Source organism: Pseudomonas sp. DD1, assembly GCF_044510355.1.
GTDB classification, from domain to species: Bacteria; Pseudomonadota; Gammaproteobacteria; order Pseudomonadales; family Pseudomonadaceae; genus Aquipseudomonas; species Aquipseudomonas shahriarae.
This window is the reverse complement of sequence record NZ_MSAJ01000022.1, coordinates 295,268-306,975: the sequence shown is the minus strand read 5'-3', so window position 1 is coordinate 306,975 and position 11,708 is coordinate 295,268. Positions and strand designations below refer to the sequence as shown.

Below are 11,708 nucleotides of genomic sequence, written 5' to 3'. Positions count from 1 at the left end.
TAGAAGCCTGCCGCCATGCGTCCTGCCCGTGCCCTGATCGACCTACAAGCCCTGCGCCACAACTACCAATTGGCCCGCGAACTGACCGGGGCCAAGGCCCTTGCCGTGATCAAGGCCGACGCCTATGGCCATGGTGCCGTGCGCGTGGCCCAGGCCCTGGAAGACCAGGCCGACGGTTTTGCCGTGGCCTGTATCGAGGAGGCGCTGGAGCTGCGCGCCGCCGCAATTCGTGGGCCGGTGTTGTTGCTCGAAGGGTTCTTTGAGGCCGACGAACTGCCGCTGATCATCGAGCATGACTTGTGGTGCGTGGTGCATTCGCTGTGGCAACTGGAGGCGATTGAACAGGCGCGCCTGAGCAAGCCGCTGACGGTGTGGTTGAAGCTGGATTCGGGCATGCACCGGGTTGGTTTGCATCCCAAGGATTATCACGACGCCTACCAGCGCCTGCTGGCCAGTGGCAAAGTGGCCAAGATCGTGTTGATGAGCCACTTCGCTCGCGCCGATGAACTGGACTGCACAAGCAGCGATGAGCAGGTCGCGGTATTCGATGCGGCGCGCCAGGGCCTGGCGGCCCAGGTCAGCCTGCGCAACTCGCCGTCGGTAATGGGTTGGCCGGGCGTCTCCAGTGATTGGGTGCGGCCGGGCATCATGCTCTACGGCGCAACGCCCTTTGGCGAAGACCAGGCGGTTGCCGCGCGTTTGCAGCCGGTGATGACCCTGGAATCGAAAGTCATCTGCGTGCGCGAACTGCCGGCGGGCGAGCCCGTGGGTTATGGCGCACGGTTCGTGACGCCCAAGCCGATGCGTATCGGCGTGGTTGCCATGGGCTATGCCGACGGTTATCCGCGCCACGCGCCGACCGGTACGCCGGTGCTGGTCGCCGGCCAGCGCAGCCAGTTGCTGGGGCGGGTGTCGATGGACATGCTGTGTGTCGACCTGACCGATGTGCCCGAGGCCGGCCTGGGCTCGACCGTCGAGTTGTGGGGCAAAAACATCCTCGCCAGCGATGTGGCGACCGCCGCTGACACCATTCCCTACCAGATTTTTTGCAACCTGCGCCGAGTGCCACGGCTCTATTCCGGCGCCTAGCTGCCGGACGCCGAAGACGTCCAGCGGGATTCAGACCAAAGTGTTGTAAATACTGAACGCTGTCGCCATGATAACGCTCAATTACAACAAAGCCTGAATCCTAGGAGGCTCCTGCATTGGACGTCGGCGAACGACTGCAATCCATCCGTAAACTGAAAGGTCTTTCCCAGCGTGAACTCGCCAAACGTGCGGGCGTCACCAACAGCACCATTTCGATGATCGAGAAAAACAGTGTCAGCCCTTCCATCAGCTCCTTGCGCAAGGTGCTGGGCGGCATCCCCATGTCGATGGTCGAGTTTTTTTCCGAGGAGATCCTCCAGGAAAAACCGACTCAGATCGTCTATAAAGCCAATGAGCTGATCGACATTTCCGATGGTGCGGTGACCATGAAGCTGGTGGGCCGTGCGCATCCCAGCCGGGCGATTGCGTTTCTCAACGAAATCTACCCGCCGGGCGCCGATACGGGCGAGGAAATGCTGACCCATGATGGCGAGGAAACCGGGATTCTGTTGGAAGGTCGTCTGGAATTGGTCGTGGGCGTCGAAACTTTTGTGCTCGAAGCTGGCGATAGCTACTACTTTGAAAGCACCAAGCCGCACCGTTTTCGCAATCCGTTCGATGTGCCGGCGCGACTAATCAGCGCAGCCACACCCGCGAACTTTTAACAGAAGAGGCGCCCTGCCTACCTTGCAGAGGTGCCCGTAGTTGTATTTCGCCATACTGAATCCCCCCTTGGATAATAGGGTTGTTTCAGTGAGGCGGCCTAACCGTTATACTTTCGCCGCCTGCGAAACCGTGGCCGCAGGCGTGAATAGCCACCATGAGGGTGAACGCGTGAACCTAATTATGAAAATGCTGGCTGTACCAGCAACCGTACTGGCCCTTTGGGCTGCCAGCGCTCAAGCTGCGACCAATGATGATATTGCCAAGCGTCTTGAACCCGTCGGGAAGGTCTGTATTCAGGGCGAAGAATGCAAGGGGATGGAAGTCGCTGTGACAGCTGGCGGCGGCGGTGCGAAAACGCCGGACGAGATCATCGCTAAACACTGTAATGCTTGCCACAGCACTGGCCTGTTGGGCGCACCGAAAATCGGTGACACCGCCGCCTGGAAAGAGCGCGCCGACCACCAGGGCGGCCTTGATGGCATCCTGGCCAAGGCCATCACTGGTATCAACGCCATGCCGCCTAAAGGTACCTGCGCCGATTGCTCGGATGCTGACCTCAAGGGTGCGATCGAGAAGATGTCTGGTTTGAAATAAACCGATCTTCGCCAAAAAGCCGCTGACCAGCGGCTTTTTTGTGGGCGCAATTTGGCGGCCAAGGCTGTTCATTGCAGCAAAGACCCGGCAAGCTCGGTCCAACCCCTAATCATGGAATGTCAGGAGGGTCGGATGGTGCAGTTGTGTTCAATCGAGCAAGCGGTCGATGACGTACTGGAGCGCTTGCCTGCGCATATCCACATGGGTATGCCGCTGGGCCTGGGCAAGGCGAATCTGTTTGCCAATGCCTTGTACCGGCGCATCGCCAAGCTGCCTGAGCGGGCGCTGACGATTTACACCGCGCTGAGCCTGGGTCGCCCGCCGTTGGGCGATGGCTTGCAGAAGCGTTTTCTGGAGCCGTTTATCGAGCGGGTGTTCGGCGATTATCCTGAGCTGGACTTCCTCGCCGCCCTGCGCAAGGACAGCCTGCCGGCCAATATCCACGTGCAGCAGTTTTTTATGCAGCCCGGCAGCCTGCTGCATAGCACCTCGGCCCAGCAGGATTACGTCAGCAGCAACTACAGCCATGCCGCCCGCGATATCAACGCCGCCGGCCTGAACCTGATCGCGCAGTTGGTGGCCAGCAGCAGTGAGCACCCGGATCGCCTGAGCCTGAGCTGCAACCCCGATATCACCCTCGACCTGTTACCGATGATCGCCAAGCGCCGCGCGGCAGGCGAGACCATCCTGGTGGTGGGCCAGGTGCATGATGATTTGCCCTACATGCCCGGTGATGCTGAGCTGGGCATGGATCAGTTCGACTTCCTGATCGACGAAAAAGACCGCACCACGCTGTTTTCCACGCCGAACATGCCAGTGGGTTTGCAGGACCACTTCATTGGTTTGCACGCCAGTACCCTGGTACGCGATGGCGGCACCCTGCAGATCGGTATCGGTTCGATGGGCGACGCCCTGACTGCCGCATTGCTGGCGCGTCAGGCCGATAACGAAGGCTACCGGCAGTTGCTCACCGACCTGGATGTGTACCAATGGGCGCCGCTGATCAGCCGCGAGGGCGGGGTCGAGCCGTTTGCCCGGGGCCTCTATGGCTGCAGCGAAATGTTCGTCAATGGCCTGCTGGTGCTGGCCGACGCCGGTATTGTGCGGCGCAAGGTGTACCCCGATGTGGCGACGCAGCAGCAGGCCAATGCGGGTCTGCTGGACGACGCGGCACAACCGGATGGCGTGTCGATCCACGGTGGCTTCTTCCTCGGCCCCCGCAGTTTTTACCAGCGCTTGCAGGAAATGACCCACGCCAAGCGCCTGGAATTCAACATGACCCGCATCAGCTATATCAACGAGCTGTACGGGCAGGAAGAACTCAAGCGTTTACAGCGCCTGGATGCGCGGTTTATCAACAGCGCCATCATGGTCACGTTGCTGGGCGCTGGCGTTGCCGACCAACTGGAAGACGGTCGCGTGCTCAGTGGCGTGGGTGGGCAATACAACTTTGTGGCTCAGGGCCATGCGCTGGAGGGCGCACGCTCGATCCTGATCCTGCGCAGCTGGCGTGAAGCGGGCGGTGATGTCAGCTCCAATATCGTCTGGGAGTATGGCCATTGCACGATTCCCCGGCACTTGCGCGATATTGTCATCACCGAATACGGCATCGCCGACCTGCGTGGCCAGACCGACGCCAAGGTGATCGAGGCGCTGCTCAATATCACCGACTCACGCTTCCAGGCGGACTTGATCGAGCAGGCGCAAAAAGCCGGCAAGTTGCCCAAGGACTTTCAGCTCGACCCGCGCTTTGCCGACAACACGCCAGAGCGTTTGCAGGCGGTGCAAGCACGGCATTCAAGGCTGTTCCCGGAGTACCCGCTGGGCAGTGACTTCACCGATGAAGAACGGGATTTGTTGCGCGCGTTGAACTGGCTCAAGAGCAAATTCAAGCTGACGGAGATTCTGGAGTTGGGCAAAGCGGCGCTGGATGCGCCTGAGCCTGAGGCGTTTCCCGAGCACTTGGTGCGGATGCGCCTGGATAAGCCGGAGGGGTTTAAAGAGGATTTGTATCAGCGCCTATTGCTTGCTGGCCTTAAGGCCACCGCACACTAACGGCCACCACAAACCAAATGTGGGAGCGGGCTTGCTCGCGATAGCGATGGATCAGCCACTCGTGAGTTGACTGACAGACCGCTATCGCGAGCAAGCCCGCTCCCACATTTTTAAGCGTGCCCGCTCAGGTTTAATCGATGAAGGTCACGACGCCACCGGCCAGGGACTTGACCCGCGCCAGCGACTCAACCCGGTAACCCTGGGCATCCAGCTCAGCACGCCCGCCCTGGAACGACTTCTCGATCACAATCCCCAGGCCCGCCACGGTGGCGCCGGCCTGTTTGATGATCGAAATCAGCGCCTGGGACGCCTTGCCGTTGGCCAGGAAGTCGTCGATCACCAGCACGCGGTCGCTGCTGGTCAGATGGCGTGGGGAGATTGCAACGGTGCTTTCGACTTTCTTGGTGAAGGAATACACCGTTGCCGATAGCAGGTTTTCCGTCAGGGTCAGGGACTGCTGCTTGCGGGCGAAGATCACCGGTACGCCCAGGTTCAGGCCGGTCATGATCGCTGGCGCGATGCCTGAGGCTTCGATGGTGACGATCTTGGTGATCCCCGAATCCTTGAACAGCGCGGCGAATTCGTCGCCGATCAGTTTCATCAGCGCCGGGTCGATCTGATGGTTCAGAAAGGCGTCGACCTTGAGTACCTGGTCGGAAAGCACGATGCCTTCTTCGCGAATTTTCTTGTGCAGTGCTTCCACAAAAGCTTCCTCTGGTGGCGCAAGGGGCGCCGAAAGTAGATTAAAAAGTAGTCGATTCTAGCGCTTTAGCATCGCGCGTATATCCGCCAGGGCGGTGTTACCGCGTACCGCCTTGACTTCAGTTGGGGTGTCGTCGTTGCCTTCCCAGGCCAGGTCGTCCGGTGGCAGCTCATCGAGGAACCGGCTTGGGGCGCAGTCGATGATTTCGCCGTATTGCTTGCGCTTGGCCGCAAAGGTGAAGGCCAGGGTCTGACGTGCGCGGGTAATGCCCACGTAGGCCAGGCGCCGTTCTTCCTCGATGGTGTCGGCTTCGATACTGGAGCGGTGTGGGAGGATTTCCTCTTCCATGCCCATGATGAACACGTAGGGGAATTCCAAGCCCTTGGACGCATGCAAGGTCATCATTTGCACACCTTCGGCGCCGTCTTCCTCTTCCTGCTGGCGCTCGAGCATGTCGCGCAGCACCAGCTTGCCGATGGCGTCTTCGACGGTCATTTCGCCGTCTTCGTCTTTTTCCAGGGTGTTCTTCAGCGCCTCGATCAGAAACCAGACGTTGCCCATGCGGTAGTCCGCGGCCTTGTCGCTGGAGCTGTTGGTGCGCAGCCAGTTTTCATAGTCGATATCCATGACCATGCTGCGCAGGGCGCTGATCGGGTCTTCGCCGGCGCATTGCTCGCGCACCCTGTCCATAAAGCGCTTGAAGCGCGACAGGCGATCGGTGAAGCGCGTGTCCAGGTGTTCGCCCAGGCCGATTTCGTCGGTGGCGGCGTACATCGAGATCTTGCGTTCGGTGGCGTAGTTGCCGAGCTTTTCCAGGGTGGTGGAGCCGATTTCCCGGCGCGGCACGTTGATCACGCGCAGGAAGGCGTTGTCGTCATCCGGGTTCACGATCAGCCGGAAGTAGGCCATCAGATCCTTTACTTCCTGGCGTCCGAAAAAGCTGTTGCCGCCCGACAGACGATACGGCACCTGATGGTGCTGCAACTTCAGCTCGATCAGCTTGGCCTGGTAGTTGCCGCGATAGAGGATCGCAAAGTCGCTGTAGGGCCGGTCGGTGCGCAGGTGCAGGCTGAGGATTTCCACGGCCACGCGTTCGGCTTCGGCGTCTTCGTTGCGGCAGCGGATCACGCGGATCTCATCGCCGTGGCCCATCTCGCTCCACAGCTGTTTTTCGAATTCGTGGGGGTTGTTCGAGATCAGCACGTTGGCGCAACGCAGGATGCGGCTGGTGGAGCGGTAGTTCTGCTCCAGCATCACCACTTTCAGGGACGGGTAGTCGTCCTTGAGCAGCATCAGGTTTTCCGGGCGCGCACCGCGCCAGGCGTAGATCGACTGGTCATCGTCGCCGACCACGGTGAACTGGTTGCGCGTGCCGATCAGCAGCTTCACCAGCAGGTATTGGCTGGCGTTGGTGTCCTGGTATTCGTCCACCAGCAGGTAGCGCACCTTGTTCTGCCACTTTTCGAGGATATCGGCGTGTTCCTGGAACAGCTTCACCGGCAGCAGGATCAGGTCGTCGAAGTCCACCGCGTTGAACGCCTTGAGCGTGCGCTGGTAGTGGGTGTAGACGATGGCGGCGGTCTGTTCCTTGGGGTTGCGCGCGTTTTCCAGGGCTTCGGGCGGCAGGATCAGGTCGTTTTTCCACGAGCCTATCATGTTCTTGATCTCGTCGACCCCGTCGTCGCCCGCGTATTCCTTCTGCATGATGTCGGTCATCAGGGCCTTGACGTCGGTCTCGTCGAAGATCGAGAAGCCCGGCTTGTAGCCCAGCCGCACATGCTCCTTGCGGATGATGTTCAGCCCCAGGTTGTGGAAGGTACACACAGTGAGGCCACGGCCTTCGCCACCCTTGAGCAGGGTGCCGACGCGCTCTTTCATTTCCCGCGCCGCCTTGTTGGTAAAGGTCATGGCGACGATGTACTGGGCACGGATGCCGCAGTTCTGGATCAGGTGCGCGATCTTGCGGGTGATCACGCTGGTCTTGCCGGAGCCAGCACCGGCGAGCACCAATAGAGGGCCGCCGACGTAGTTCACGGCTTCTTGCTGCCGGGGATTGAGTCGGGACATACAGGGTTTTGGGAGTCTTTGAGCGAAAAGGGCGGGCATTTTAACAGGCTGGCAAGATTCTGCCGCCTCTGAACGACAGTGTGACGTACCACTCGATCTAAATTTGCCGGTTTTGTTACTTTGCCGCAGGATGTGCGGGGTTTTTGGGTCTATTGTTCGATCTAGACCTGCACTGCGCGCATTTGATAACCAATATCATTTGTCATTATCAGGCTGCACGTCATAATGCCCGCCGCCAACGAATTTTTGCAAAGTCTAGGGAGCTAGCTTGTCTACGCCTGTCGAACCCTTGCGTTTGCTGCTACTGGCCGATGAGCCAGCGTGGGCAGCGTTGTTGCGCGAGTGCCTGGCGCCGATGGGCGATGGGGCTGTGCTGATCAGTGCGCCAAGCTGGGAGTCGGTGAGCAGCCTGTTCGACGACGACCGCACGGCTGTCTTGCTCACCACCCCGGGTCTGCAACCTGGCCCTGGCCGTTGTAACCTGCCCACCGTAATGCTGCTGGAGCAGGAACCGCTGGTTGCACCGTTGGGCGCGAGCGATTGGTTGATCCGTGGCGCGTTTGATGTGGATACCCTGCGCCGCTGCCTGCGCCATGTACGCGAACGCGGCTTGCTGGAAAACACCCTGCAACGCCTGGCCGCACAAGACCCCTTGACCGGCATCGCCAACCGCCAGGGTTTCCAGACCCTGCTGGCCGCACGCCTGGCGGAAAACGACGGGCGTGGCCTGGCCCTCGGCCACCTGGACCTGGACAACTTTCGCCACGCCAACGATGCCCTCGGCCATCAGGCGGGCGACCGGCTGATCCTGCAAGTGGTCTCGCGGCTCAAGAGCCAGCTGGAGGTCGGCGACCAACTGGCACGCCTGGGCAGTGATGAATTTGCCTTGTTGATCGACACCCGCCGTGCGCCGCAACGCGCCGAGTGGATGGCCGAGCGCATCACCGAGGCCATGGCCGAACCTTACTGGGTCGATGGCGAGAGCCTGTTGATCGGCTGCAGCCTCGGTGTGGCCCATGCCCGCGCCAAGGCCGGCGCCGACCCGTTGATGTGGCACGCGCATATCGCCATGCAACAGGCCAAGAGCACCCAGGGCTGTACCTTTCATATCTTCAATGAACGCATCAACCGCAATGCCCGCAGCCTCGCCGACCTGGAAAGCGAACTGCGCCGGGCGCTGCGCCGTGACGAACTGGAACTGCATTACCAGCCGCGGCTGGACCTGGACGATGGGCATATCGTCGGCCTCGAAGCCCTGGTGCGCTGGCGCCACGGCGAGCGTGGTTTGCTGCCGCCGAGCGAGTTCGTGCCGCTGGCCGAGCAGAGCGGCCTGATCGTGCCGTTGGGCTACTGGGTGATTTCCCGGGCCCTGCGCGATATGCAGGACCTGCGCGAGCGCGGCCTGCCGCCGTTGCACATGGCGGTCAACCTGTCGTTCCGTCAGTTCCAGGACAGCCAGTTGCTCTCGACCCTGAGCCGTTTGATTGCCGAGCGTGGGGTGGAGGCGCAATGGCTGGAATTCGAGCTTACTGAAACCGCCGTGATGCGCCGCAGCGACCTGGTCAAGCAGACCATGGATGCCTTGGGCCGCCTGGGTGTGCGCTTCTCCCTGGATGACTTTGGCACCGGGTTCTCGTCCTTCGTGCACCTCAACAGCCTGCCGATTGCCTTGCTCAAGATCGACAAGAGCTTTGTCGGCGGTATGGAAGAGCGCGAAGAAAACCGCAAGCTGGTGCACGCCATGATCAACCTGGCCCACAACCTCAACCTGGAAGTGGTGGCCGAAGGCGTGGAAACCCCGGAGCAACTGGCGTTGTTGCGCTTGTTCGGCTGCGACCAGGCCCAGGGTTACCTGATCAGCAAGCCGTTGCCGCTGGCGGAATTGGTGGAATACCTGACGTTTGGCAGCAGCCAGCAGGCGTTGTTGGGCGATGTGATCTAGCCCTGTAAACCAATCAAAAAGGTGGGGGCTGGCAAGCCAGCTCCCACACTGACCGAGTACATCCTTCAGTTCGGCTGTGGGACCGCATCGACTTGCGGCTCCAGGGCAATCATCCGCTTCATCTTCGCCTCAAACGCCCAGGTCAGGGTAATCGCCGCACAGGCAAGCCCCAGCGCCAGACCCCACCACACGCCAGTCGGGCCCCAGTCCAGGGTAAACGCCATCAACCAGGCCGCCGGTGCGCCAATCAACCAGTAACAACCCAGGCCGACGAGGAACGTGGTCTTGGCATCCTTGAGCCCTCGGATGCATCCCATGGCGATGGTCTGCACGCCGTCGAACAGCTCGAACCACGCCGCCACGGCCAGCAGGCTGACCGCCAGGCTGATCACTTGGGCAAAGGCCGGGTCGTCATGGTCGAGGAACAGGCCGATCAGCGGGTCTGAAAACAGCCAGAACACCATGGCAAACCCCAGCATCACGCTCGCGCCGAAGGCGATACCCACGCGCCCGGCCAGCCGTGCGTCGAGCAGTTGCCCGCCGCCATAGTGCAAGCCGATGCGCATGGTGACGGCATAGGACATGCCCGCCGGCACCATGAACGCCACCGAGACGATTTGCAGGGCAATCTGGTGGGCCGCCAACTGCGTACTGCCCATGGTGCCCATGCACAGCGCGGCAAAGGCGAACAAGCCGACTTCCACCGCATAGGTGCCGCCAATCGGCAGGCCCAGGCGCCACAGCTCGCGCAAGTAATGCAGGTTGGGCCGCAGCAGGCCCTTGCCCAGGGGGTAGGCCGCGTAGGCGCGGTTGTATTTGATGTACCACAACAGTGCCAGGGCCATGCAGTTGGCGACAATCGCCGTGACCAGGCCAATGCCCATCAGGCCCAGCTTGGGCAGGCCGAACATGCCTTCGATCAACGCATGGTTGAGCAGGTAGTTGAGCACCGTGCCGCACAGGCTGATCACCATCACCGGCGTGGCTTTGCCGATGGCGCTGGTGAAGCCGCGCAGGGCCATGAACGTCAGGTAGCCGGGCAGGGCGAACGGCAGGATCATCAGGAATTGCCCGGCCGACTGCACGTTGGTTTCGGTCTGGCCGAACATCAGCAGCACCGGCTTGAGGTTCCACAGCAGCAGGCCGGCCACCAGGGCCATCAGCCAGGCCAGCCACAGGCCGGCCTGGGTCAGGCGGGTGGCGCCCTCGATGTCGCCGGCGCCCTGGCGAATGGCGACCAGGGTGCCCACGGCGGCAATCACGCCGATGCAAAAGATCGACACAAACGAATAGCTTGCCGCACCCAGCCCGCCGCCGGCCAGGGCTTCGGGGCTGAGGCGGGCCATCATCAGGGTGTCGGTCAGCACCATCAACATGTGCGCCAACTGCGAGGCAATCAACGGCCCTGACAGCCGCAGAATGGCCCAGAGTTCGGTACGCGCCGGATGCTGCATGATCATCACGCTCAATAATTGCACAAGGGGTAGAAGGGTTGATTCTCGGCGCTCTCAGCGCTTTGCACAAAGGGATAAATGCGATCATTCGCATGATTAAAACTCATGCCAGGATGAATCTGGTAGGGTTTCGGAATCGTGCCGTCGGAGTTTTCCTCATGTCTCGTCGTCTGCCTCCGCTGTATGCCTTGCGTGCATTTGAAGCCGCCTCACGGCATAACTCCTTCACCCGTGCGGCCGAAGAACTGTCCATCACCCAAAGTGCAGTCAGCCGGCATATCCGTACCCTGGAGGAGCATTTCGCCTGCCGCCTGTTCCAGCGCAGCGGGCGCACCTTGCAGTTGACCGAGTCGGCGCGCCTGCTGCTGCCTGGGGTGCGCGAGGGTTTCGCCGCCCTGGAGCGCGCCTGCCATACCTTGAATGCCGAAGATGACATCCTGCGCATGAAGGCCCCGTCGACCCTGACCATGCGCTGGTTGCTGGCGCGCCTGAGCCGGTTCCGGCACTTGCAGCCGGGCAACGAGGTGCAGTTGACCAGCGCCTGGATGAGCATCGACGAAGTGGATTTCAATCAGGAACCGTTCGACTGCGCGGTCTTGCTGAGTGACGGGCACTTTCCGGCGGACTGGGAAGCCAGCTACCTGTTTCCCGAACTGTTGATCCCGGTGGGCGCGCCGAACCTGCTCAATGACGGCCCCTGGGATGTGGAGCGCCTGGCCAGCGCTGAACTGCTGCACCCCACGCCGGATCGGCGTGACTGGCGCCGCTGGTTGCAGCGTACGGGGCTGGCGTCCCGCGTCGCCATCAAGGGCGGGCAGGTGTTCGATACGCTGGAGCTGGGGATGATTGCCGCTGCCCGGGGCTATGGCGTGTCCATGGGCGATCTGTTGATGGTCGCCGAGGATGTGGCCCAGGGCCGCTTGAGTTTGCCATGGCCGACTGCGGTCGCCAGCGGCGAAAGCTATTACCTGGTCTGGCCCAAGACCCGCCCCGGCGGTGAGCGCCTGCGCAGGCTGTCGGACTTCCTGCAAAGTGAAGTCCAGGCCATGGCCTTGCCGGCGGTGGAACAGCTCGAGTGAAACGATGCAGCTCCCTACACACGGTGCCTTTGAGTGATGCCCCTGTAATTTGCTCAAGT

The 11,708-nt window shown here is 61.3% G+C and carries 9 protein-coding genes; 6 read left to right on the top strand and 3 right to left on the bottom strand.

Annotated features, from left to right (window positions below; genetic code table 11):
- Positions 1–15: 15 nt before the first annotated feature.
- The 4 genes from alr to PSFL_RS14715 all read left to right on the top strand — a co-directional run bounded on the left by alr (position 16) and on the right by PSFL_RS14715 (position 4,404).
- Positions 16–1,089 carry an alanine racemase gene (gene alr / locus PSFL_RS14730; RefSeq protein ID WP_057440500.1) on the top strand — a complete coding sequence of 358 codons (1,074 nt, stop codon included), beginning with the start codon at positions 16–18 and terminating at the stop codon, positions 1,087–1,089.
- Positions 1,090–1,205: 116 nt separating this feature from the next.
- Positions 1,206–1,754 carry a cupin domain-containing protein gene (locus PSFL_RS14725; protein WP_029289768.1) on the top strand — a complete coding sequence of 183 codons (549 nt, stop codon included), beginning with the start codon at positions 1,206–1,208 and terminating at the stop codon, positions 1,752–1,754.
- A 181-nt stretch (positions 1,755–1,935) separates the two neighbouring features.
- Positions 1,936–2,349, top strand: coding sequence for a cytochrome c5 family protein (locus PSFL_RS14720; RefSeq protein ID WP_032856832.1), 414 nt, complete (start codon positions 1,936–1,938; stop codon positions 2,347–2,349).
- Between the two features lie 132 nt (positions 2,350–2,481).
- Positions 2,482–4,404: an acetyl-CoA hydrolase/transferase C-terminal domain-containing protein gene (locus PSFL_RS14715; RefSeq protein ID WP_057440499.1), complete on the top strand. Its 1,923-nt coding sequence runs from the start codon at positions 2,482–2,484 to the stop codon at positions 4,402–4,404.
- 130 nt (positions 4,405–4,534) lie between these two features.
- Here the strand turns inward: PSFL_RS14715 and PSFL_RS14710 are convergent, their stop codons facing one another.
- Positions 4,535–5,107 carry a xanthine phosphoribosyltransferase gene (locus PSFL_RS14710; protein ID WP_029289761.1) on the bottom strand — a complete coding sequence of 191 codons (573 nt, stop codon included), beginning with the start codon at positions 5,105–5,107 and terminating at the stop codon, positions 4,535–4,537.
- Positions 5,108–5,164: 57 nt separating this feature from the next.
- On the bottom strand, positions 5,165–7,174 hold the full coding sequence (rep, locus tag PSFL_RS14705; RefSeq protein ID WP_057440498.1) for a DNA helicase Rep: 2,010 nt from the start codon (positions 7,172–7,174) through the stop codon (positions 5,165–5,167).
- A 268-nt stretch (positions 7,175–7,442) separates the two neighbouring features.
- On the opposite strand from rep, the gene PSFL_RS14700 reads away from it, so the two are divergent.
- Positions 7,443–9,116: a bifunctional diguanylate cyclase/phosphodiesterase gene (locus PSFL_RS14700; RefSeq protein ID WP_115129274.1), complete on the top strand. Its 1,674-nt coding sequence runs from the start codon at positions 7,443–7,445 to the stop codon at positions 9,114–9,116.
- A gap of 65 nt (positions 9,117–9,181) precedes the next feature.
- On the opposite strand, the gene PSFL_RS14695 is transcribed toward PSFL_RS14700, so the two are convergent.
- Entirely contained in the window at positions 9,182–10,576 is a 1,395-nt protein-coding gene (locus tag PSFL_RS14695) for a NorM family multidrug efflux MATE transporter (RefSeq protein WP_397470208.1), read from the bottom strand.
- Positions 10,577–10,728: 152 nt separating this feature from the next.
- Between PSFL_RS14695 and PSFL_RS14690 the strand changes: the two genes are divergently transcribed.
- Positions 10,729–11,649, top strand: coding sequence for a LysR substrate-binding domain-containing protein (locus PSFL_RS14690; protein WP_057440495.1), 921 nt, complete (start codon positions 10,729–10,731; stop codon positions 11,647–11,649).
- The last annotated feature ends 59 nt before the right edge of the window (positions 11,650–11,708 follow it).